This is a genomic window from Mycolicibacterium canariasense (assembly GCF_002101555.1).
GTDB classification, from domain to species: Bacteria; Actinomycetota; Actinomycetes; order Mycobacteriales; family Mycobacteriaceae; genus Mycobacterium; species Mycobacterium canariasense.
In genome coordinates this window covers 109,727-132,148 of the sequence record NZ_LQOL01000052.1, presented here as the reverse complement: position 1 = coordinate 132,148, position 22,422 = coordinate 109,727, and the positions used below count along the sequence as shown (strand labels likewise).

Annotated in this window: 23 protein-coding genes; 8 read left to right on the top strand and 15 right to left on the bottom strand. The window is 67.8% G+C overall.

Annotated elements, in window-relative coordinates; translation table 11 throughout:
- The first annotated feature begins 54 nt into the window (after nt 1-54).
- Nucleotides 55-1,239, top strand: coding sequence for an NAD(P)/FAD-dependent oxidoreductase (locus AWB94_RS16595; RefSeq protein WP_062656267.1), 1,185 nt, complete (start codon nt 55-57; stop codon nt 1,237-1,239).
- On the opposite strand, the gene AWB94_RS16590 is transcribed toward AWB94_RS16595, so the two are convergent.
- The 5 genes from AWB94_RS16590 to AWB94_RS16575 all read right to left on the bottom strand — a co-directional run bounded on the left by AWB94_RS16590 (nt 1,236) and on the right by AWB94_RS16575 (nt 5,605).
- Nucleotides 1,236-2,063 (bottom strand): GNAT family N-acetyltransferase, encoded by an 828-nt coding sequence (locus tag AWB94_RS16590; RefSeq protein ID WP_062656266.1) that lies wholly within the window; start codon nt 2,061-2,063, stop codon nt 1,236-1,238. The two genes, AWB94_RS16595 and AWB94_RS16590, sit on opposite strands and share 4 nt — an antisense overlap.
- Nucleotides 2,064-2,123: 60 nt before the next feature.
- On the bottom strand, nt 2,124-3,011 hold the full coding sequence (locus AWB94_RS16585; protein ID WP_062656265.1) for a phytanoyl-CoA dioxygenase family protein: 888 nt from the start codon (nt 3,009-3,011) through the stop codon (nt 2,124-2,126).
- Between the two features lie 123 nt (nt 3,012-3,134).
- Nucleotides 3,135-3,278, bottom strand: a complete 144-nt coding sequence (locus AWB94_RS34210) for an MFS transporter small subunit (RefSeq protein ID WP_109762160.1) — start codon at nt 3,276-3,278, stop codon at nt 3,135-3,137.
- Nucleotides 3,275-4,660: an L-lactate MFS transporter gene (locus AWB94_RS16580; protein ID WP_062656264.1), complete on the bottom strand. Its 1,386-nt coding sequence runs from the start codon at nt 4,658-4,660 to the stop codon at nt 3,275-3,277. Before AWB94_RS16580 ends, AWB94_RS34210 begins: the two co-directional genes overlap by 4 nt.
- Nucleotides 4,661-4,897: 237 nt before the next feature.
- A complete protein-coding gene (locus AWB94_RS16575; protein WP_062656263.1) occupies nt 4,898-5,605 on the bottom strand; it encodes a LysR family transcriptional regulator substrate-binding protein in 708 nt (235 codons plus the stop codon).
- Nucleotides 5,606-5,633: 28 nt separating this feature from the next.
- Here AWB94_RS16575 and AWB94_RS16570 point away from each other — a divergent pair, with 28 nt between their 5' ends.
- Nucleotides 5,634-6,032 (top strand): DUF5997 family protein, encoded by a 399-nt coding sequence (locus AWB94_RS16570; RefSeq protein WP_062656262.1) that lies wholly within the window; start codon nt 5,634-5,636, stop codon nt 6,030-6,032.
- 55 nt (nt 6,033-6,087) lie between these two features.
- On the opposite strand, the gene nrdE is transcribed toward AWB94_RS16570, so the two are convergent.
- The 4 genes from nrdE to AWB94_RS16550 form a co-directional block, all read right to left on the bottom strand.
- Nucleotides 6,088-8,256, bottom strand: coding sequence for a class 1b ribonucleoside-diphosphate reductase subunit alpha (nrdE, locus tag AWB94_RS16565; protein WP_084395092.1), 2,169 nt, complete (start codon nt 8,254-8,256; stop codon nt 6,088-6,090).
- Nucleotides 8,223-8,666, bottom strand: a complete 444-nt coding sequence (gene nrdI, locus AWB94_RS16560; protein WP_024451106.1) for a class Ib ribonucleoside-diphosphate reductase assembly flavoprotein NrdI — start codon at nt 8,664-8,666, stop codon at nt 8,223-8,225. Before nrdI ends, nrdE begins: the two co-directional genes overlap by 34 nt.
- A gap of 31 nt (nt 8,667-8,697) precedes the next feature.
- Nucleotides 8,698-8,946: a glutaredoxin-like protein NrdH gene (nrdH, locus tag AWB94_RS16555; protein ID WP_036402661.1), complete on the bottom strand. Its 249-nt coding sequence runs from the start codon at nt 8,944-8,946 to the stop codon at nt 8,698-8,700.
- A gap of 419 nt (nt 8,947-9,365) precedes the next feature.
- On the bottom strand, nt 9,366-9,905 hold the full coding sequence (locus AWB94_RS16550) for an NADPH-dependent FMN reductase (RefSeq protein ID WP_062656588.1): 540 nt from the start codon (nt 9,903-9,905) through the stop codon (nt 9,366-9,368).
- A 92-nt stretch (nt 9,906-9,997) separates the two neighbouring features.
- On the opposite strand from AWB94_RS16550, the gene AWB94_RS16545 reads away from it, so the two are divergent.
- Genes AWB94_RS16545 through AWB94_RS16535 form a run of 3 tightly spaced genes read left to right on the top strand, consistent with a single transcriptional unit; the run spans nt 9,998 to nt 12,785 of the window.
- Nucleotides 9,998-10,609, top strand: a complete 612-nt coding sequence (locus tag AWB94_RS16545; protein ID WP_062656260.1) for a TetR/AcrR family transcriptional regulator — start codon at nt 9,998-10,000, stop codon at nt 10,607-10,609.
- On the top strand, nt 10,606-11,637 hold the full coding sequence (locus AWB94_RS16540) for a DNA polymerase IV (protein ID WP_109762158.1): 1,032 nt from the start codon (nt 10,606-10,608) through the stop codon (nt 11,635-11,637). The genes AWB94_RS16545 and AWB94_RS16540 overlap by 4 nt, the downstream gene beginning before the upstream one ends.
- The gene (locus AWB94_RS16535; protein ID WP_062656258.1) at nt 11,631-12,785 is read left to right on the top strand and encodes an AAA family ATPase; all 1,155 of its coding nucleotides are present in this window, start codon (nt 11,631-11,633) and stop codon (nt 12,783-12,785) included. Before AWB94_RS16540 ends, AWB94_RS16535 begins: the two co-directional genes overlap by 7 nt.
- Here the strand turns inward: AWB94_RS16535 and AWB94_RS16530 are convergent.
- Both AWB94_RS16530 and AWB94_RS16525 read right to left on the bottom strand, forming a co-directional pair.
- Nucleotides 12,782-13,639 carry an SDR family oxidoreductase gene (locus AWB94_RS16530; RefSeq protein WP_062656257.1) on the bottom strand — a complete coding sequence of 286 codons (858 nt, stop codon included), beginning with the start codon at nt 13,637-13,639 and terminating at the stop codon, nt 12,782-12,784. The two genes, AWB94_RS16535 and AWB94_RS16530, sit on opposite strands and share 4 nt — an antisense overlap.
- 26 nt (nt 13,640-13,665) lie before the next feature.
- Complete coding sequence (locus AWB94_RS16525; protein ID WP_062656256.1) at nt 13,666-14,310, bottom strand: TetR/AcrR family transcriptional regulator; 645 nt, start codon at nt 14,308-14,310, stop codon at nt 13,666-13,668.
- A gap of 130 nt (nt 14,311-14,440) precedes the next feature.
- Between AWB94_RS16525 and AWB94_RS16520 the strand changes: the two genes are divergently transcribed.
- Entirely contained in the window at nt 14,441-15,922 is a 1,482-nt protein-coding gene (locus AWB94_RS16520; protein ID WP_062656255.1) for a cytochrome P450, read from the top strand.
- 15 nt (nt 15,923-15,937) lie between these two features.
- On the opposite strand, the gene AWB94_RS16515 is transcribed toward AWB94_RS16520, so the two are convergent.
- From AWB94_RS16515 to AWB94_RS16505, 3 genes are all read right to left on the bottom strand, one after another.
- Nucleotides 15,938-16,333, bottom strand: a complete 396-nt coding sequence (locus AWB94_RS16515) for a hypothetical protein (RefSeq protein ID WP_062656254.1) — start codon at nt 16,331-16,333, stop codon at nt 15,938-15,940.
- A gap of 163 nt (nt 16,334-16,496) precedes the next feature.
- On the bottom strand, nt 16,497-17,291 hold the full coding sequence (locus AWB94_RS16510) for a Fic family protein (protein ID WP_062656253.1): 795 nt from the start codon (nt 17,289-17,291) through the stop codon (nt 16,497-16,499).
- Nucleotides 17,291-18,307 (bottom strand): putative nucleotidyltransferase substrate binding domain-containing protein, encoded by a 1,017-nt coding sequence (locus AWB94_RS16505; RefSeq protein ID WP_062656252.1) that lies wholly within the window; start codon nt 18,305-18,307, stop codon nt 17,291-17,293. Before AWB94_RS16505 ends, AWB94_RS16510 begins: the two co-directional genes overlap by 1 nt.
- Nucleotides 18,308-18,439: 132 nt before the next feature.
- Between AWB94_RS16505 and AWB94_RS16500 the strand changes: the two genes are divergently transcribed.
- Together AWB94_RS16500 and AWB94_RS16495 are read left to right on the top strand one after the other, a co-directional pair.
- The gene (locus AWB94_RS16500) at nt 18,440-19,975 is read left to right on the top strand and encodes an amino acid permease (protein WP_062656251.1); all 1,536 of its coding nucleotides are present in this window, start codon (nt 18,440-18,442) and stop codon (nt 19,973-19,975) included.
- A 91-nt stretch (nt 19,976-20,066) separates the two neighbouring features.
- Nucleotides 20,067-20,816, top strand: coding sequence for a sulfite exporter TauE/SafE family protein (locus AWB94_RS16495; RefSeq protein WP_062656250.1), 750 nt, complete (start codon nt 20,067-20,069; stop codon nt 20,814-20,816).
- A 6-nt stretch (nt 20,817-20,822) separates the two neighbouring features.
- Here the strand turns inward: AWB94_RS16495 and AWB94_RS16490 are convergent, their stop codons facing one another.
- Complete coding sequence (locus AWB94_RS16490; RefSeq protein ID WP_062656587.1) at nt 20,823-22,184, bottom strand: neutral zinc metallopeptidase; 1,362 nt, start codon at nt 22,182-22,184, stop codon at nt 20,823-20,825.
- Nucleotides 22,185-22,422: the final 238 nt, after the last annotated feature.

Genomic DNA, 22,422 nt, shown 5'->3' with positions numbered 1-22,422 from the left:
CCGTACCGCTTGGGTAGCATTGCACGGACACAATCCCTTTCAACGAGGCGGAAGATGACGGCCCGATACGACCTGGTCATCGCGGGCGGGGGCCCGTCTGGATCAGCGGCTGCCTGGCAGGCCGCCCAGACGGGGGCACGGGTGATCGTCCTGGACAAGGCGGACTTTCCCCGGGACAAACCCTGTGGTGACGGCTTGACCGCGCGCGCGGTCAGCTACCTGCAAAAGATGGGCCTGGCCGACGAGGTGGCCAAGTACCACCGGATCAACCGGGTCACGGTGTACAGCCCGAGCGCCTGGGAGTTGTCGTTTCCCCGCCGGCCCGGAATGCCCGACCACGGGCACACCGCCAGCCGCACCGACCTGGACCTCAAGCTGCTCAAGCACGCCGAGTCCGCCGGCGCCGAGGTCCGTCAGGGCGCCGAGGTGGCCGGCCCGGAATTCGACGCCGACGGCCGGGTGGTGGGTGTGGTGCTCAAGAGCGGTGAGAAGGTGCTCGGCGACGCCGTCATCGCGGCCGACGGAGCCTACTCGCCGATCAAGCGGGCGCTGAAACTGGATTCCCAGTACAACGGCTACTCGGCCATCGCGATCCGCTCCGAGATGCATGCCAACCGCCCCGACGGCGACAGCATGGACATCTACCTGAAGCTGCTGTTCCAGGGCGATCAGCTACCCGGCTACGGGTGGGTGTTCCCGATGGGCAACGGCGTCTTCAACATCGGGTTGGGCTACGTCAACAGCTACAAGAACTGGCAGTCGATCAACGCCACCCAGTTCCTCGGTGAGTTCCTGCGGTCGTTGCCGCACGACTGGGAGCTGCCGCCGATCGAGGAGTTGAAGAAGAACAAGAGCGTGCGGGCGTGGCGATTGCCGATGGGCTTCACCGCCTGGCCGCCGTGGCGTCCCGGTGTGCTGTTCACCGGCGACTCGCTGGGTGCCGGCAAGCCGGCGTCCGGCGCCGGTATCTCCAAGGCCCTCGAATCCGGCTTGGCCGCAGGCGAATGCGCCATCGCGGCGCTGCAGAACGGTGGTCCCGACGACTTCACCAACTATGCGCAGCGGATGGAAGCCGCGTGGGGCAGGGAGTACCGGCGTGGCCGTTACATGCACAAGCTGATCGGCAACCCGAAAGTCGCCGAGGCCGGTATCAAGCTGATCGACAATGCGGCGTTCCGCGACCGGCTGCTCAAGGCGCTGTACAAGAAGGCGCAGGGGCCCGCGCACCAGAAGGTCTAACCGAACGCGTACTGCACGTGTTCGTCGACGGCGACGAATCCGATCCGCCGATAGACCCGGTTGGCCACCTCGTTGGCGGCATCGGCGAACAGCACGACCTCGTCGGCGCCGCGGGCGTGTGCGTGCCGGGCGGCGGCCGCGGTCACCGCGGCCGCGTATCCGTGCCCGCGGTGCCGCGGCGGGGTGAACACCGGGCCGATCCGCGACACGCCCGCCAGCGGCGCATGCACCCGGGCCATGCTGACCGGTGCGCCGCCGACGGTCCACAGCACGATGTCGCCGTCGGTGAGGGCGATCTGGTGCAGGTAGGCCCGCCGGGCCTCGCGGTCGGATGCCGCGCCGAAGGCCTCGACGAAGAACGCGTCCAGCCAGTCGACGAGCAGGTCCACCTCGCGTCCGACGGCCGGCCGGCCCTCCCCCGGCACACCGGCCGGCGTCGCCAACGCCGCCAGCCGGTACAGCGGCTCCACCTCGGTCAGCTCGGCGCGCATGCCTGTGGTATCACTCCAGGCCGTCGCGAATGCCGTTGTGCTGTCCCGCGTTCCGCGCACGCTCGGCAATCGCGGGTGGGTCCGCGTCAGCGCGGCTGCCACGTCTGCGGCGCCGGCCGGCGGCAGGCCGCTGGTCAGCAGGGCGGCGTCGCCGAGCTGAACGGCGGCACCGACCGTGACACCGTCGGTGACCGACACCATGAGGTGGCCTTCATCGGATACCGGCAGGCGCAGGGTCGTCAGCTCGACCGTGAAGGTCACCGGGTCGGGCAGATAGACCGACCTGGCGACCGGGGCGAACTCGTCCCGGGTGCGGTGCAGGCTGACGTGCATTCTTCCCAGGGTGGCCGGGTTCGCCGGGCGGCGCCACCGAATTTCGCCGTGCCGGTGACGTCACTCGCTGTGGGTCAGTTGGTCGGCATACGCGGCGCCGGCGCTGCCGTTGAGTTTCGCCGCGTCGAAGCCGTATCCGACCGCGTCACCACGGATCGCGCGCAACGGATCCTCGAAGTCGCGGAAGTAACCCATCGCCCACGCACCCTCCTGGTAGCCGATGAGCTTGAGCAGGTCGTCATCGAGGGTGCGCGCGACGTCGGGTGGCACGGAGAGGAACTGGTTCTCCTCCTGGCGAACCCAGCCCACGCAGTAGTTGACGTTGATGGCACGCCGAACCTGGTCGCTGCGGTTGGCCGCGCCGCTGTGCACGATCTTGCCGGTGTACAACAGCACCGAACCGCGTGACATCTCGGCCTGCAGGCACTCGTCGTCGGCATAGTCGGTGGGTTTCTTGTCGCCGACCTGACTTCCCGGCACCACGCGGGTGGCGCCCATCTCGGCGGTGTAATCGGTCATCGCCCACAGCGTGTTGCACTGCACGTGGTAGTCATCGGGGAACGGGTAGAAGTCGAAGGCATTCTGGTCGCGATGCAACGCCTGATCCGATTCGCCGGGTTCTATCGAGATGACCTGGGTCAGCATCAACTGAAAAGCGCTGGCGTGGCCGAGGAAGTCCGTGCAGACCCCGAGGACGGTCGGGTTCTGAATCAGTGTGCGGCACGCCGGCGATCGGGCGATGAGCGCACCGGTGCGCCGCGTCTTGCGGCCGATCATCGCGTTGTACCCCATGGGCGTCGCGTCCAGGTACGGCGCCAGCTCATCGGTGATGGTGTCCATCAACGAGTTCGGCACCAGCTCGTCGACGATCACGTAGCCGTCACGGCGAAGGTGGTCGGCCAGCTCGGCCGCAGAGGTGGTGGCCGGTACGTGGTTCAGCGCGGTCATGGGTTCGAGTATCTCGAAGAATATGTGTTGACCAGGTAAAACAGCGTCACGCATCCGTTACGGCCACGCGGTGGGGTCAGCGGCCGCGCTTGGCGGGCTTGCGGGCGATGACCGCCCGGTCCGCTACCCGAATAGCTGACCGACCTTGAGCACCAGTTGATAGGCGCCGTAGCCGAACGGCAACACGACCCACAACCAGGCCAGCGCGATGTACACCTTGGGCACCGTCGGCGTGTAGTCGTGCAGTTCGGCGGGCAACTCGCTCATCGAACGACCTCCTTGGTGACGACGCGCGATGAATCAGTTTGGTTTTCATGCCATTTCGAGTCCACCGGGCGGATGAGTTCATTGCACACCAGAGCGATGACCAGCAGCCCGATCATGATGGTGAACGACACCGTGTACAGCGCGGGACCGTCCTTGCCCGCCGCGGCCTGGCTGTCGGCCACCGAGTTGACGATGATCGGCCCGAGGATCCCGGCCGCTGACCACGCGGTGAGCAGACGTCCGTGGATGGCGCCCACCTGGAAGGTGCCGAACAGGTCGCGCAGATAGGCCGGGACGGTGGCGAAGCCGGCGCCGTAGAACGACAGGATGAGGATGGTGGCGATCAGGAACACCAGCTTGTTGGAATTCTGCATCAACGTGATAGTCAGGTAGAGCACAGCACCCACACCGAGGTAGAGCCGGTAGGCATTCTTACGGCCGATCACGTCCGAGAGACTGGACCAGCCGATCCGGCCGAGCATATTGCCCAACGACAGCATCGCCACATAACCCGCGGCCGCGGCGGCCAAGGCGCCCGCCGCCGCGCCCGCCGTCGGGAAGTAGTCCTGATAGATCGGCGAGGCCTTCTCCAGGATGCCGATACCGGCCGTCACGTTGAAGCACAGCACCACCCACAGCAGCCAGAACTGCGGGGTTTTGACGGCGTTGGCCGCCGACACCTGGCCGCCGGTGACGATCGAACCCTGCTGCACCGCGGGTGGCGTCCAGCCCGGCGGCCGCCAGTCCGGCCGGGGCACCCGCACCAGCAGCCACCCCAGCGACATGAACACCGCGTACGCCAGCCCATGCACCACAAACGTTTTCGCGATCCCGGCGGGGTCGGGGCCGAAGGCCTTGAGCATGGCCGTCGACCACGGTGATGCGATCAACGCTCCGCCGCCGAAGCCCATGATGGCCAGCCCGGTCGCCATTCCCGGCTTGTCCGGAAACCACTTCATCAGCGTCGACACCGGCGAGATGTAGCCGATTCCCCAACCGATTCCGCCGAGCACGCCATAGCCCAGGAGCACCAGCCAGTACTGACCGGTGGCCAGGCCGGCGGCGCCGACCAGCCATCCGCCGCAGAAGCAGCACATCGCGGCGAACATCGCCATGCGTGGACCGTTGCGGTCCACCCAGGTACCGAAAACGGCCGCCGAGAGCCCGAGCATGACGATGCCGATGGTGAACGGCAAGGCGCTGAGCGTGCCGGAGATGCCCAGCGCTCCCTCCAGCGGTTTCTTGAACACGCTCCACGAGTACGCCGCGCCGACGGACAGGTGGATGGACAGGGCCGCCGGCGGCACCAGCCAGCGGCTCCACCCGGGTGGCGCGACAATGCGCGCACGGCTGAAGAACGTCGCGGTGGACGTGGATGTCATGCTAGGCCTTTCGTGGTCTCCTGGCGCCCGTGCTGCCACCGCGAGCGACCTACCCGGGCGTCGACCCGGGAACGCCTGAAGCGATTCCTTGCAGGACTCTAGCGAAACCACCGACGACCCTGAAACGTTTCAGGAAAATTGCCGACGCAAGTAGTTCGGGCCGCTATGCCGCCCAATGTGGGCCCTGTGCACACGAATGTGCGACATCACGTACACCCGCCCCACAGTCGCGGTGGGTCAGCGCCGGCCGCGCTTGGCCGGCTGGCGGGCGACCTTGCCCGCCGCGGCGCGCGCCGCCTGCTTGGCCAGCGTCTTCTCCCGGGCGGTGCGCTTGGGCGCCGGCTCAGCCTGCCCGCGCGAGGACCCCGGTTTGCGGCCCCGCACCACACCGACGAACTCCTCGACCAACGGTGACTGCGGCCCTTCCGGCACGGTGAGCACCACCGGGCAGGGCGGCGCGTCGGCGATCGGCCGGTAGGTCAGGTCCTTGCGGTGGTACAGGCGCGCCAGCGACTGCGGCACGATGAGCGCACCCATCCCCGCGGCGACGAGTTCGATTGCGGCCTCGGTGGTTTCGGGCCAGTATTCCACCGAGGCGCCGGGAGCTGCGGCCCAGGCCACCACGTCGTCGAGCGGCACCAACACCGGCTCGCCGTCGAGGTCGGTGGCGGTGATCTCGTCGGTGGCACTGAGCAGGTGATCGGTCGGCACCACCGCCACCGTGGCCTCCTCGTAGAGCGGGATGACCGCCAGGCCCGACATGTCGGCCGGCAACCGGAGCACCGCCACGTCGACCTCCCCGGTCCGCACGGCGTCGGCCGCGGCCGCGGCGGCGACGGCGCGCAGGTTCAGCGGCGCGTCGGGGTGGCGCTGCGTCCAGTTCCTGGCCCACTTCGCCGGCGTCGCCCCGGGGACGTACCCGAGGGTGAGCGAGGTCTGGGTCACGGGATCAGGCTACCGATACGCTTCTCCCATGAGCAGGCCCAACGCGCAATCGATGAAACCGGCCACCGCGGCCAAGAAGCTGGACGTGTACTTGCCCGCGACGCCGGCGGAGTTCCAGGAGAACGCGATCACCCGCGCCGAACTGGCCGCGCTGCAGGAGGATCCACCGCAGTGGCTCAAGGACCTGCGCAAGAACGGGCCGCACCCCAAGAACCTGGTCGCCGCCAAGCTGGGCGTCTCGATCGCCGGCCTGGCGCGCGGCGGCGTCACCGGCGCGCTGACCACCGAGCAGATCGAGGCGCTGCTCGAAGAGATGCCGGACTGGCTGGTCGCCGAGCGAGAGAGCTATCAGAACGTGCTGCGCGAGGAGCGGCGGCTGAAGGCGGCCCGGGCGGAACAGGCTCGGGAGAACGGTCGGCGAGACTGAAGCCAGGGACGCCGCGGCGGCGTGATCGATCCCTGGCTTCAGTGTCGGCCCACCATCACAGCATGCAGCTGACGCAGCCCTCGACCTCGGTGCCCTCCAGTGCCATCTGACGCAGCCGGATGTAGTAGAGCGTCTTGATGCCCTTGCGCCAGGCGTAGATCTGCGCCTTGTTGACGTCGCGGGTGTTGGCGGTGTCCTTGAAGAACAACGTCAGCGAAAGCCCTTGATCCACATGCTGAGTGGCCGCGGCGTAGGTGTCGATGATCTTCTCGTACCCGATCTCGTACGCGTCCTGGTAGTAGTCCAGGTTGTCGTTGGTCAGGTACGGCGCCGGGTAGTAGACGCGCCCGATCTTGCCTTCCTTGCGGATCTCGATCTTGGACGCCACCGGGTGGATCGAGCTGGTCGAGTGGTTGATGTAGCTGATCGACCCGGTCGGCGGGACGGCCTGCAGGTTCTGGTTGTAGATGCCGTGCGTCTGCACCGACTCCTTGAGCCGGCGCCAGTCATCCTGCGTCGGAATGTGGATGTCGGCGTCGGCGAACAGCTGCCGGACCCGCTCGGTCTTCGGCTCCCACACCTGCTCGGTGTACTTGTCGAAGAACTCGCCCGAGGCGTACTTGGACTGCTCGAACCCACCGAAGCGGGTATCCCGTTCGATCGCAATGAGATTGCTGGCCCGCAGCGCGTGGTACAGCACCGTGTAGAAGTAGATGTTGGTGAAGTCGACGCCCTCTTCGGAGCCGTAGTGGATCCGCTCGCGGGCCAGGTAGCCGTGCAGGTTCATCTGGCCCAGGCCGATGGCGTGCGAGCTGTTGTTGCCCTGCTCGATGGACGGCACGGACCAGATGTGGGTCTGATCGCTCACCGCGGTCAGTGCCCGGATGGCCACCTCGATGGTCTGGGCGAAGTCGGGTGAGTCCATCGCCTTGGCGATGTTCATCGAGCCGAGGTTGCACGAGATGTCCTTGCCCACCTTGGCATACGACAGGTCCTCGTTGAACTCCGACGGCGTGGAGACCTGCAGGATCTCCGAGCACAGGTTGGAGTGGGTGATCTTGCCGGCGATGGGGTTGGCCCGGTTCACCGTGTCCTCGTACATGATGTACGGGTAGCCCGACTCGAACTGGAGCTCGGCCAGCGTCTGGAAGAACTCGCGCGCCTTGATCTTGGTCTTGCGGATCCGGGCGTCGTCGACCATCTCGTAGTACTTCTCGGTGACCGAGATGTCGGCGAACGGGACGCCGTAGACGCGCTCGACGTCGTACGGCGAGAACAGGTACATGTCCTCGTTCTTCTTCGCCAGCTCGAAGGTGATGTCCGGAATCACCACGCCGAGCGACAGCGTCTTGATCCGGATCTTCTCGTCGGCGTTCTCCCGCTTGGTGTCCAGGAACCGGTAGATGTCCGGGTGATGGGCGTGCAGGTACACCGCGCCGGCACCCTGGCGGGCACCGAGCTGATTGGCATACGAGAACGAGTCCTCCAGCAGCTTCATGATGGGGATGACGCCCGAGGACTGGTTCTCGATGTTTTTGATCGGTGCGCCGTGCTCACGGATGTTGGTGAGCAGCAACGCGACTCCGCCGCCGCGCTTGGACAGCTGCAGTGCGGAGTTGATGGAGCGCCCGATGGACTCCATGTTGTCTTCGATGCGCAGCAGGAAGCACGACACCGGCTCACCGCGCTGCTTCTTGCCCGAGTTGAGGAATGTCGGGGTGGCCGGCTGGAACCGTCCGTCGATGATCTCGTCGACCAGTTTCTCGGCCAGGTCGGTGTCCCCGGCGGCCAGGGTCAGCGCCACCATCACCACGCGGTCCTCGAAGCGCTCCAGGTAGCGCTTCCCGTCGAACGTCTTCAGGGTGTAGGAGGTGTAGTACTTGAAGGCGCCGAGGAAGGTCGGGAACCGGAACTTCTTGGCGTAGGCGCGATCCAGCAGCGACTTGATGAAGTTCCGCGAGTACTGGTCGAGCACCTCGCGCTCGTAGTACTCCTTCTCGATCAGGTAGTCGAGCTTCTCGTCCTGACTGTGGAAGAACACCGTGTTCTGGTTGACGTGCTGCAGGAAGTACTCCCGCGCGGCCTGGACGTCCTTGTCGAACTGGATCTTGCCGTCTTTGTCGTACAGGTTGAGCATCGCGTTGAGCGCGTGGTAGTCCGTCTCCCCGGGGAGCGCGTGAGTGCCGGTGACTACAGGCTCTGCAGCTGTGACGGTTGGTGGCACGTCTGTTCCTTCCAAAAGTCTTGTAATCCCGCGCGGACGGCTTCCACGTCGTCGGGTGTTCCCATGAGTTCGAAGCGATACAGGTAGGGCACGCCGCACTTGCGGGACACCACGTTGCCCGCGTAGGCGAACTCGGCGCCGAAGTTGTTGTTGCCCGCGGCGATGACGCCGCGGATCAACGACCGGTTGTGCTCGTTGTTGAGAAAGGCGATGACCTGTTTGGGGACGTATCCCCCGTTGTTGATATCGGGTGTGGCCTTGCCGCCACCGTAGGTCGGCAGGACGAGCACGTACGGCTCATCGACCTCGATTCGGCCGTGCAGCGGGATCCGCGTCGCCGGGATGCCCAGCTTCTGCACGAAGCGGTGGGTGTTCTCGGAGACGCTGGAGAAGTACACCAGGTTGGTCATCCGTCAACCCTCTCGCCCGTGACTCGTCTGACTAAGCGCTGACAGCCGCCGCCGCGAGCGCCTTGATCCGGTCCGGCCGGAAACCCGACCAGTGCTCGTTGCCGGCCACCACGACCGGAGCCTGCAGGTAGCCGAGGGCCATCACGTAATCGCGGGCCTCCATGTCGACGCTGATATCGACCACGTCGTAGGCGATGCCCGCCTTGTCCAGGGCCTTGTAGGTGGCGTTGCACTGCACGCACGCGGGCTTGGTGTACACGGTGATCAACGGCTGAGTCATCGGCGGTACGGCTCCTCTTGCGGATAGGACTGGCAACTTGTCTGGTATAGCGTTCCCGCGGCCCCCGGGATTCCTGCCGGCCGGGGCCGAGATGCGCCTGCCGGCGTGACGCCGACCGGTCTGATTCCGGGCCCCGACCGACCCGTACTGCTTGGGGTCCGTCGGTTCGCCAAACACTACACCTAGTGTCCGACAAACCGAAGACATACAAGATGTTCTGAACCACATTCGTGAAATTCCCTGGTCGTAAGCCCTTCGAGCGCGACACGCCGCGGCGTGTCGCATGTCACATCGAGGTGTGTCGCCATATGTAGGGGTCTACCACCGGGCACCGACAACCCGCGGGGCCCGCGGAGGCCGGCAGCAAAAAGCCGCCGGCGCCTCCCCCAGGGAAGACGCCGGCGGCTTTTGTACGTTGCCTACCCGACCTCGGCGGCGAGCTTGCCCACGACGTCGCGCACGCTGGCCACCACCTCGGCGGTCTCGCGCGGGTGCTTGCCGTCGAAGGTGGTCGCCGGGATCGACAGCTTCTCCTCGATCACGCGCGGGCCGGCGATACCGAAGGATTTACGGGTCTCGTCATGCGCCCACACGCCGCCGTACTGTCCCAGCGCGGTCCCGATGACGGCCACCGGCTTGTCCTTGAGCGCGCCGTTGCCGTACGGGCGGGAGAGCCAGTCGATGGCGTTCTTCAGCACGCCGGGGATGCTGCCGTTGTACTCGGGCGTGACCACCAGCGCGGCGTCCGCACCCGCGGCCGCCGCGCGCAGGGCGACCACCGACGCCGGGGCATCCTCGGTGTCGATGTCCTCGTTGTAGTGCGGCAGGTCGCCGAGCCCCTCGTAGAGCCGCAGTTCCACGCCGTCCGGCGCGGACTCGGCGGCCAGCTCGGCGAGCTGGCGGTTCACCGATGCGGCCCGCAGGCTGCCCACCAGTACGAGGACGTTGGTATCCGGCATGTTCACTCCCTGAGTCTGTACGGTCATTGCCATCGTCACACAGTCTAATCGGACCGTGGTCCGAATAATTCCCGCTGAGTTAAAGTGCAGGCATGGGCGCCCCGGATCCGCTGACAGCGCTGCCGCTGACGAGCGGCGCCGTCCCGCAGGAACGCGGTGACGCCGCACGCAATCGCGCCCTGTTGCTGGATGCGGCGCGACGGCTGATCGCCGAGCGCGGCGCCGAGGGCGTCTCCATGGACGACGTCGCCGCGGCGGCCGGGGTCGGCAAGGGCACCCTGTTCCGGCGCTTCGGAAGCCGGGCCGGCCTGATGATCGTGCTGCTCGACGAGGACGAGAAGGCCGAACAGCAGGCATTCATGTTCGGCCCGCCGCCGCTGGGTCCGGGCGCCGCGCCGCTGGAGCGCCTGCTGGCCTACGGCCGGGAGCGGCTCCGGTTCGTCCGTACCCACCACGCGCTGCTCTCCGACGCCAACCGCGACCCGCAGATGCGGTTCAACTCCCCCGCCACGTTGCACCGCACGCATGTCCGGATGCTGCTGGAGTCCGCGGGCACCACCGGCGATCTCGACGCGCAGACCGACGCGCTGCTGGCCCTGCTCGACGCCGACTACGTCGTGCACCAACTCGACGACCGCGGCCAGGACCTCGACCGCCTCGGCGACGCATGGGAAGACGTCGCCCGCAAACTCTGCGGCACGTGAAATCCTGGATCCTGCATGTGGACCTGGACCAATTCCTGGCCTCGGTCGAGCTTCGCCGCCACCCCGAACTCGCCGGGCTGCCGGTGATCGTCGGCGGATCGGGTGACCCCACCGAGCCGCGCAAGGTGGTGACCTGCGCCTCGTACCAGGCCCGCGAGTTCGGTGTGCACGCCGGCATGCCGCTGCGCACCGCGGCCCGCAAATGCCCGGACGCCACCTTCCTGCCCTCGGACCCGGCCGCCTATGACGCCGCCTCCGAAGAGGTGATGGGCCTGCTCCGCGATCTCGGTCATCCGCTGGAAGTCTGGGGCTGGGACGAGGCGTACATCGGTGCCGCCGTGGATGATCCGTTCGAGCTGGCCGACCGGATCCGCACGGTGATCGCCGCCGAGACCGGGTTGTCGTGCTCGGTGGGCATCAGCGACAACAAGCAGCGCGCCAAGGTGGCGACCGGTTTCGGTAAACCTGCCGGGGTGTACCAACTCACCGACGCGAACTGGATGGCCGTGATGGGTGACCGACCCGTGGACGCGCTCTGGGGTGTCGGGCCCAAGACGGCGAAAAAGCTTGCCGCCCTAGGTATCACCACCGTCGCCGATCTGGCCGCCACCGATGCGACCACCCTCACCGCCGCTTTCGGTCCTACCACCGGACTGTGGATTCTGTTGCTGGCCAAGGGTGGTGGCGATGACACGGTGAGCACCGAGCCGTGGGTGCCACGGTCGCGCAGCCATGTGGTCACCTTCCCGCACGATCTCGTCGACCTCGCCGAGATGCAGGCCGCGGTTGCCGATCTGGCCCGGCGCACCCTCGCCGAGATCGTCGAGGCCGGCCGCACCGTGACCCGTGTCGCGGTGACGGTCCGCACCAAGACGTTCTTCACCCGCACCAAGATTCGCAAGCTCGCCGTCCCCGGTAACGACCCCGAACCCATCGTGGCCACGGCGATCGACCTGCTCGGTGAGTTCGACCTGGACCGTCCCGTGCGGCTGCTGGGGGTACGGCTGGAACTGGCGATGCCGTGCTGAGCACCGTTGCGGTCCGCGGCTACCGGTCGCTGCGCGATATCGCACTGCCGCTGGGTCAGCTGACCGTCATCACCGGTGCCAACGGCACCGGGAAATCCTCGGTGTACCGGGCGCTGCGCCTGCTGGCCGACTGCGCCGGCGGTGCGGTGATCGGCTCGCTGGCCCGCGAGGGCGGCCTGGAATCGGTGCTGTGGGCCGGTCCCGAGCAGACCGCCGGCGCCCGGCGCACCGGCGAGAGCACCGGCACCACCCGCACCCGCCCGGTATCACTGGAACTCGGTTTCGCCTCAGACGATTTCGGCTATCTGATCGACCTGGGCCTGCCGCAGTACGCCGGGCCCAACTCGGCCTTCGCCCGTGATCCGGAGATCAAACGCGAGGTGGTGTTCGCCGGCCCGGTCGCCCGCGCCAGCGCCGTCCTGGTGCGGCGCGCCGGCGAGTACGCCGAGGTGATCGCGGAGAGCGGCCGCGGCTTCGACCCGCTGACCCGCGGGCTGCCGACCTACCACAGCGTGCTCTCCGAATTCGCGCATCCGGGAGCGCATCCGGAGTTGGCGGCGGTGCGGGACCGGTTGCGCGGTTGGCGGTTCTACGACGGCTTCCGGGTGGACGCCGGCGCCCCGGCACGCCGGCCGCAGATCGGGACCCGCACGCCGGTGCTCGCCGACGACGGTGCCGACCTGGCCGCGGCGGTGCAGACGATCCTGGAGGTCGGCCAGGACGATCTGGTCCGGGCGGTGGCCGATGCGTTCGACGGGGCGAGCATCTCCGTCGCCGTGCACGACGGCCTTTTCGACCTGCAACTGCAGCAGGTCGGGATGCTGCGCCCGCTGCGGGCCGCCGAATTGTCCGATGGCACATTGCGTTTCCTGCTGTGGGCGGCCGCACTGTCCTCACCGCGGCCGCCGTCGCTGATGGTGCTCAACGAACCGGAGACCTCACTGCACCCCGATCTGGTCGCGCCGCTGGCCGCGATGATCCGGTCGGCCGCCACCCGCACGCAGGTGGTCGTCATCACCCACGCCACGGCGCTGGTGCGCCGGCTCACCGCGGACTCCGAGGTCGCGCTGTACAAGGAATGGGGCGAGACCCGCGTCGACGGGCAGACCATGCTCACCGCACCGCGGTGGGACTGGGGTAAGCGCTAAACCCGGCGCGGCTTGGGCCGCAGCGCCCGGGTGAACAGCACGTTCACCCGGGTCATGGCCACGCTGTACGGCCACCAGGCCAGCCGCTTGAACAGGTGCAGCGCCCGGATGTCGGTCGAGGTGTAGATCAGGAAGCGGTTGCGGGCCACGCCGGCGAGAATCTTGGCGGCGGCATGCTCGGGCGACACCGCATGCCCGGCGAACCGGTCCACCCATTTCGCCACCCGGGGGTCGTCCCGGTCCACGCCGACGATCTGAACCGTGTGCACCAGAGGAGTTTTCACCGCACCGGGCACCACCACCGATACGCCGATACGGTGCCGGGCCAGATCGAACCGCAGCACCTCGCTCAGCCCGAGCAGCCCGAACTTGCTGGCACTGTAGGCGGCATGCCAAGGCAGCGCGACGATGCCGGCCGCCGAGGACACGTTGACCAGATGACCCCCGCGCCTGGCGGCCACCATCGGCGGCAGGAACGACTCGATGACGTGGATGGGGCCCATCAGGTTGACGTCGATCATCGACTTCCAGTGCTGGTGGGTGAGCGTGGAGACGGTCCCCCAGGCGGAGATGCCCGCGATGTTGCAGACCAGATCCATCGAGCCGTGCGCGGCGTGGATGTCGGCGGCCAAGGCCGTGACCGCGTCGAAATCGGTGATGTCCAAGGCCCGGTGAACGCTCACCCGGCCGCCGAGCGCTTCGGCATCGGCAACGGTGAGCGCCAATCCGTCGGCGTCGCGGTCGGTGAGGAACAGTTCGGCGCCGTCGGCGGCCAGTCGCAGGGCGGTGGCGCGGCCGATGCCACTCGCCGCGCCGGTCAAAAGACACCTTTTGCCCGCGAACGTTTCCGGCATGGCCCAGATGCTACCGGCGGTACCAGTCAGATCGTGTTACCGCCCCACAGGGCATGCAGCCACAACTGCTCCAACACGTCGACGATGCGCTCCCGGTCATTGCCGTTTCCCACGGACGGCAGGTCACCCGAGAACGCCATCACCGTGGTGGCGCCGAGGGTGCGAATGAGAGTAGGGACGTCGTCGGAGATGGGGTGCGCGGTGCCCGCCGCGATCTCACCCTGGACCACCGCGATGATCTGGTCGATCACCGCGAGCATCTGCTCGTCCTGGATCCGGCGGATCTCGGCGTCGGTGGCCCTGGCGGCGTAACAGGCCGACATCACCGGATCGTTGTGGGCGAACGTCAGCGCGGCACTGCCGACCATCCGCTTGGCGAACGCGGCCGGAGTCTCGTCGGGTCCGCGTGGCGCGAAATGCTGAGTGAGCTCCTCGAGTTCACGGGTCGCCTCGGCCAGAATCTGGGCCAGCACGGCGTATTTGGTGTCGAAGTAGAAGTAGAACCCGGACCGCGCGACGCCGGCGCGTTCGCTGATCATGCTCACCGACAGGTCGGCGAACGGCCTCTCCTCCAGCAGTTCGCGGACGGCCGCCACGATGGCGTCGCGTTGCCGGTCACCCCTGCTGCGGCGAACCGGCGGTTCCGGCGCCGATTCCGGCTGTGCAGTCATGGTTTAGACCTTCGCATCGCGGCGCGCCAGATCAAAACTTGACATGCGTCAAGTCGGGCATACAGGATGGCTGCACGAGTGACATCGACCACAGGTCTGTCAGCCCGACGATCTTCCAGGAGTACCAGCGATGCCTACCATCAGCACTCCGGCCTACCTGCTCGACCAGGCCAAACGCCGACTGACCCCCACCCCGGTGACCATCCCGGGCATGGGTGTGGTCGAGAAGAAGTTGCTGGCCCACGAGTGGGACGAGTTCCCGCTGGCGCCGGCCCCGCCGGGCAGCGGCCTCAAGACGGTGATGGGCGACGCCGGGTTGCCGGTGTTCGGGCACATGATCGAGATGTTCCGCGGCGGCCCCGATTTCCTGCTGCACCTGTACCGCAAGTACGGCCCGGTGCACTACATGTTCTCCCCGGTGCTGCCCGCGGTGCTGGCGCTGGGGCCCGACGCCACGCAGGCGGTGTTCTCCAACCGGAACAAGGACTACTCGCAGCGGGCCTGGGATCCGGTGATCGGTCCGTTCTTCGACGGTGGACTGATGCTGCGCGACTTCGACGACCACATGTTCCACCGCCGGATCATGCAGGAGGCGTTCACCCGCAGCCGGCTCACCGGGTACGTCGAGCACATCGACTCGGTGGCCAGCCAGGTGTTGGCCAACGACTGGGTGGCCAACGACAAGCGCTTCCTGTTCTATCCCGCGGTCAAGGAACTCACCCTGGACATCGCCTCGGTGGTGTTCATGGGCCACCAACCCGGCGCCGACCGGGAACTGGTCACCACGGTCAACAACGCCTTCACCACCACCACCCGCGCCGGTAACGCGATCGTGCGCAAGCCGGTGCCGCCACTGAGCTGGTGGCGCGGGATCAAGGCCCGCGAGACGCTGGAGGACTACTTCAACAGCCGCCTGGCCGAGAAGCGCGCCTCCGGTGACACCGACATGTTCAGCGTGCTGTGTCATGCCGAGGACGAGGACGGGCAGCGGTTCACCGACTCCGACATCGTCAGCCACATGATCTTCCTGATGATGGCCGCGCACGACACCTCCACCTCGACACTGACCACGATGGCCTACCACCTGGCCGCCAACCAGGACTGGCAGGAACGCTGCCGCGAGGAGTCCGATCGGATCGGCGACGGGCCGTTGGATATCGAGGCACTGGAGAAACTGGAAACCTACGACCTCGTGATCAACGAGGCGCTGCGGATGCAGACGCCGCTGCCGTTCAACTTCCGCCAGACCGTGCGCGACACCGAACTGCTGGGCTACTACCTGCCGGCCGGCACCAACGTCATGACCTGGCCGTCGATGAACCACCGGCTCGAGGAGCTGTGGACCGACCCGGACAAGTTCGATCCGTCCCGGTTCGCCGAACCGCGCAACGAGCACAAGCAGCACCGGTATGCGTTCGCGCCGTTCGGCGGTGGTGCGCACAAGTGCATCGGCATGGTGTTCGGCCAGTTGGAGATCAAGACCGTCATGCACCGCCTGCTGCGGCGCTACCGCCTGGAGCTGACCCATCCCGGGTACCGGCCGCACTACGACTACGGCGGGATGCCGGTGCCGATCGACGGCATGCCCATCGTGCTACGCCCGATCCGCTGACCCCGGGCCGCACGGTCACGCCGCCAGGCGGTTGGCGCAGGCGATGAACGCTCGCAGCGCCGACTCGATCGGGGATTCCGACCATCCGATCGCCCACTGCGTGGACATGCCGTCGGTGCCGCGGATGAAGGTCGCGGTCTGGCCGCCGGCGCGCAGCTGGTGGAAGTTGAGCATCTCGACGGCGACGCCGGCGTCGTAGAGCATCGCGGTCAGCGCGGCGATCGGTGCGGGCTCGGTGGCCAGCGACGCGACGGTCCGGTCGCTCAGCGCCACCGGGCCTGCGCCGGAACCGAAAGTGGCCGCAACGTCGTCCCAGGTCATGTCGCCCGCCAGTTCGCGCACACCGCGCGGCAACGGGGTGTCGAAGAAGTCGGCGAAACGGGGACCGGTGAAGGTGGTGGTGATGGTCACGTGTCGGTCTTTCTGCTCTGAAGGGAGCGACCGACGGGTAGTAGCTTCCGACCCACAGCGGGGGGTCGGTCTGGATCAGACCCCGCTGCGGGTGCTGGCTACTACGAGAATGCGATGCACGTCAGCGAGGTTAGCGGCTGCGCCCCCGGGCGTGCAACCCGTTTTACCGGCCCACCGCACGCACCAGCAGCGGGATGAAGGGCCGATGGTTGGCCCGGCCGTCGCGACGGAACGGCATGCTGTCCGCGGAGGCGCCGTACCACTCGGCACGGCTGATCCCGGACAGGTCCAACCGATACCCGCACAGCGCCGAGACGGTGTGCAACAGCAGGGTCCCGGTGCGGCCGTTGCCTTCGCGGAACGGGTGCACCTGGTTGTGGTCGGCGTACAACCGGGACAGCTGGTAGGCCAACGCGGGGCCGTCGCCGGGTGGCGTGGTCACCACCCGGCGAGTCCGGTCGGTGATCTCCACCATGCGGGCGGCGATATCGGCCTGCCACCCGAAAGCCGTGTCACCGAGCCGTAATTCGGTGACGCGGTACTCCCCCGCCCACGCGTACACGTCGGCGAACAGCCGGCGGTGGATCACCCGGGCATCGAGATCGGCGGCGCCGGTGCGCCCCGCCGCGATCCGCAGCTGCCAGGCCAGCATGCGGCCGGCGGTCGCGATGAACTCCAGCTCGGCCAGCGCAGTCTGCTCGGCTACGCCGAAGTTGTTGCGCAGCACCGTGGTTCCCGCAATGACGTACGGAATCCGGCGCCGCAGCACCCGGCGGCGCGGTGCGGATGTGGCCGGTGGGTGCCGGGCCCGATACCGGGCCAGATACTCGCCGAAGCTCAGGTTGGCATCGGCCAGGCGCGCCAAGTCGGCCAGCTGCTCGCCGGTGGGCCGCCAGCCCTCCAGTCGTTGCGCGGCGACGGTCTGCTCCAGCGCGCGGCGCACCGCACCGGAGCCCACTACCGGAACGCCGATGTCGATGCCAGGAAGGTGAGTTTGCGGCTGAGCGCGGCCACTTCGCGGTGCACGCCGCGCAGCACCGCCCGCTCGTGCGGGGCGATCTCGGCCAACCCGATCACGTCACCGACCGGCGCGCCCCGCAACCACGGACCGGCGCGCAGACGCCAACGGAACCTGGTCAACCACAGGAAGCACTCGTGCAGGGTCGACACGTCGTCGGCGTCCAGGATGCCGACCGCGCCCGCGGCGTCGAGGCGATCCAGGGTGGACACCGCCGCCGAGCCGGCCGACAGGCCGGCCCAGCGGGCGATCTTGACCACCGGGTCGACCATCGCCAGCTTCAGATCCACGGTGTCGGCGTGCCGGGAGAAGATGCGCAGTCGCGACGGAAAGCCGGCGCGCATGGTGGTGGCATCGTCGAGCATCGCCTGACGGACCGGGTAATGCCGGTGCGCCGCCTCGACGGCGCGGACCCGCAGCAGGTCCCCGCTGCCCGGGCCGACCTCGACGGCGTCGGCCATCAGTCCGGTCATGACGACGCCCCGGTCCGTGCGCGGCTCGGCCGCCCAGTGTTCGATGCCCTCGAGCCAGCTCGATGCCCGGCGGCAGAACCGCGGCCGGCTGGCCAGCACCCCGTTACCGTCGCCCTGCACCCCGCAGCGCTCCAGCAGCGCGTGCACGTCGGCGGCCCGGGCCAGCAGGGCGGCCTTCTGCTCGTCGGAGACGGTGTCGGCCGCCACGATCATCGTCTCGACGTCCGACCCCGGGGCGGCCTCGCCGCGGGCCGCACTGCCGGAGACGAACCAACTCCATTGCGGTTCGCCGGTGCCGGAGGCCAGCCGGACGGCCGCGGCGACACCGTGGCGCAGCACCGCCGACCAGCCCGCAGCAAGGTCCGGCGCCGGGGTGTGGGCGGCCAGCTCGTCGATCAGTGCCAGGCGGGCTTGCTCCATCGCGGCGCGCAGACCGGCTTCGTCGTTGGCAGCGTCCATGGCATGGGCCGCACCGGAAGGCATGGCATCGATTGTCACTCGCCTGCCCCCGGCGCGCTGGTCACACAGATGTCACATCGAGGAAATGTGCGGATCAAAAACACGCTCTAATTTCTATCGCACGACAGTTATTCGCCACCACTCAGGAGCACATGCATGACCGCCACCTTCGACCCGGCGATCTCCTCCCAGGAGGACGCCGCCACCCTGGAGGAGCTCGGCTATACGCAGGAGTTGCACCGTGGCATCGGCGGGTACGCCGCATTCGCCGCCGGCTTCTCCTTTGTATCGATCCTCACCACCGTGTTCGCCTTCTTCCCACTGGGTTTCGCGCTCGGCGGGCCGGCCTTCTTCTTCACCTGGCCCATCGTGTTCGTCTGCCAGTTCTGCGTCTGCCTGGTGTTCGCCGAACTGTCCGGCAAGTTCCCGGTCGCCGGCGCCATCTACCAGTGGTCGCGCCGGCTGGCCGGCAACGCCGTCGGCTGGTTCGCCGGCTGGTTCATGCTGGTCGGCTACATCGTGTCCATCGCGGCGCTGGCCATCGCCATGCAGACCGTCCTGCCGCCGATCTGGCAAGGCTTCCAACTCGTCGGCACCGACATGGATCCGCTGTCGGTCGACGGCGCCACCAACGGCATCATCCTGGGCGCCATCACCATCGTCGCGTGCACGGTCATCAGCGCCGCCGGCGTGCGGTTCATGGCGCGCATCACCGTCACCGGCGTGACCCTGGAGATCATCGGGGTGGTGCTCATCATCGGTGCGATGTTCTTCACCGCCGAACGCAGCCCGGTGCAGGCCGTCACCGACACCGGCGGGCACGGCTCGGGCCTGCACTACCTACCCGCCTTCCTGGCGTCGATGTTGATGGCCGCCTACGTGATGTACGGATTCGACAGTGCGGCAGAGCTTTCCGAGGAGACCAGGGATCCGCGCCGCACCGCGCCGAAGGCGATCGTCAACGCCCTGCTGGTGTCGTTCGTGGGTGGCGGGTTGATGATCCTGGCCGCCCTCATGTCCGCCCCCGAACTGGGTGACGACTTGGCGCACGGCGGCATGGCGTGGGTCATCGAGAGCCAGCTCGACACCTGGCTGGGCAAGACCCTGCTCGGCCTGGTCGCGGTGGCGATCTTCTCGGCCACCCTGGCCATCCAGGCGTCGGCCTCCCGGGTGATGTTCTCGATGGCGCGCGACAACCGGCTGCCATTCGGGAAGGTCCTGGCCAGGGTCAACAAGCGCACCGGCACCCCGGTGATCACCGGCGTGGCGGTCAGCCTGCTGGCCATCGCGGTGCTGCTGGTCAACCTGGGGCAGTCCAGTGTGTTCGCCGCCATCGCCTCGGTGTCGGTGGTCATCGTCTACCTGGCCTACCTGATGGTGACGGTACCGGCGTTGATCCACCGGTTGCGCGGCACCAGCCTGTCGCACGGCAAGCCGGTGATGGATCTCGGCCGCTGGGGCGTCCCGGTCAATCTCGTCGCGGTGGTGATGGGCGCCCTGCTGGTGATCAACATCGGCTGGCCCCGCCAAGAGGTCTACAACCCGGCCGGCGATTCGTGGTTCCTGCAGTACTTCGCGGTGATCTTCGTCGCACTGACGCTGGTCGCCGGGTATGTCGCGTACCGGGTGGTCCGGGACCGCGAGGGGGCACCCGACCCCGTCGACGCGCTGGTCGCCCGCAAGAAACGCTGATCCGCTCCCCGCGAGCAGACACGGAATCCGGGTTTCACCGCGGTGAAACCCGGATTCCGTGTCTGCTCGGGCGTTCGGCCAGGATGGGCCGGTGACGTGGTGGGAGGTGCTGTTCTTGGTGGCCGCCGGAATCGGTGGCGGCTTGACCGGCAGCATCGCCGGGCTCGCGTCGGTGTCCACCTACCCGGCCCTGCTGCTCGTCGGCTTGGCGCCGGTGGCCGCCAACGTCACCAACACCGTGGCGCTGGTGGGCAACGGCATCGGATCGGTGTGGGGGTCACTGCCCGAACTGCGCGGCCAGGGTCCCACCGTGCGACGGATGCTGCCGGCGGCCGCGCTCGGTGGCGCAGCCGGCGCGGCGCTGCTGCTGTCGATCCCGGCCGAAGGGTTCGAGAACGTGGTGCCGGTGCTGCTCGCGGCGTCGTCGGTGGCGATCGCGCTGCCGGTCCGCAATGACCCCGACCACGTCCACAGCACCAAGCACCGTGTCCTGCAGATGCTTTCGGTGTTGGCGATCTGCGTCTACGGCGGATTCTTCGGGGCCGCGGCGGGCGTGCTCCTGCTGGCCTTGTTCCTGCGCACCGGCAGCGCCACCCTGGCCGACGCCAACGCCGCCAAGAACGTGGTGCTCGGCGTGGCCAACGGCGTGGCCGGGCTCGGCTTCATCGTGTACGCGCCGGTGAGCTGGGCCGCCGTCGTACCGCTGGGACTGGGCTGCGTGCTGGGGGCACGGCTCGGACCGGTGGTGGTGCGCCATGCCCCGGCGACCCCACTGCGCATGCTCATCGCGGTCGCCGGGCTGGGCCTGGCGGTCAAACTCGGGCTGGACACCTACCGCTGAGTTCGGTCAGTGGTGGTACTCCACGCAGGCCTGCGCACCGTTGATGACGCCTTCGCGGAATGCGCGCACCCGATCGAACCCCGCCCCCTGCCGATCGGCGTCGTCGGCGCCGCGGAACACCAGCAACGCCTTGATGCCTTCGTCGAGATCGCCCGGCGAGATCGACCAGGAGCTGGTCTCGGCACGGTTGTGCAGGATGACGCTGGCGGTGTAGGCGCCGGCGAAGCAATCGCCGCGTGCGGTCGAGGTCTTCTCGTCGGAGTCGTCGCCGAGGCGGGTCAGCGCGGCGAGCCCGTATTGGGTGGCCAGCAGCGTGGCGACCGCATAGTCACCGCCCTGTCGGTACACCCGAGGCATGGTCTCGGCGTTGTCCCAACCGACGTAATCGTCGGGGACGCAATAGAACAACGAGAATCCTTCGGCGGATTGACCACCGCAGTCCGGCGGGCTCGACGGATCGAACGGTTCCAGTCCGTGCACCGGCACCCATTCCTGGCCGCGGGTGATCTCCGGGTACACCTGGGTCCAGTAGTCCTCCAGGTCGTAGGGGACGCCGTTGACGATCGAGTCGTACGGGGCGTCACCACCGCTGGCTTCGTCCTCCGGGTCGGTGAAGGGCAGGGCGAGCACCACCGGGTCGTCGTCGCGGTACTGCTTGCACCGCTGCAACCCGTTGTCGAAGCCGTCCTGGAACGCGCCGACCCGGTCGAAGCCGCTGCCGTGTGCGGACGGGTCGAGCTTGTCGGTGCCGATCGGGTCACGCAAGTCCAGGATGCCCGCCAGCGAGATGTCCAGTTCGGCGCTGGTCACCTCGAAGACCTTGTCGTCCTTGGCGTGCCGGGCCCAGGAGCCGGCGAAGCAGTCGGCCTGGAGTTCCCGGGTGATGGTCCGGGCGGTGAAGTTGGACCGGGCCTGGATGGCGTGGCCCCATTCGTGGGCCATCACGATCGGGATGACGAAATCGCCGTACTTGGACTGCAACTCGGGGAACAACCCGGCGGAGTCCCATGCGACGACATCCTCGGCGCCGCAGTAGAAGGCGTTGCCGGCCACGTCGTCGGGGCTCGACGCGCACGGTGGCGTCTCCCCCGAGGACGGGTCGACGGCGAAGAAGCCACCCGAGACGGGTTCGTAGTCCTTGTCGTACAACTCCGGGAACTTCTCGCCCCAGAACTGCTGCAGATCGGCGATGGCCTGCACGGCGAGTTCGTTCAGCCGGCCGGAGGCATCACCCTGCACCTCGATGCCACTGGTGTCCGGCTTGGACCGGGCCGGTGTGTTCGCCGATGTCGGGATCTCGACCTTGGCCGCGCCGCAGCCGGCGACCACCACCACCGCGGTGCACGCCGCGGCGATTTGCTTGAGCATGGGCAAACAATAATGCACCGGTTTGGAACCGGCTTGAAATCCGGTGAGCAGTTTCTTTGCGATATCAAGCGCGTTCGGCGGCGATTTGGGCAACCGATCAGACGGGGACCGCCCGGGGCGTACCGCGGGCCCGCGTCCCGCTGCCTGGGGACACAGCGCGCCCCTGGCCGGCACGGTGGCCTACCCCGGCGGGGCCTCCAATCTCAACCGGAAGTGCAACGTCAACGGAAACGGCGTC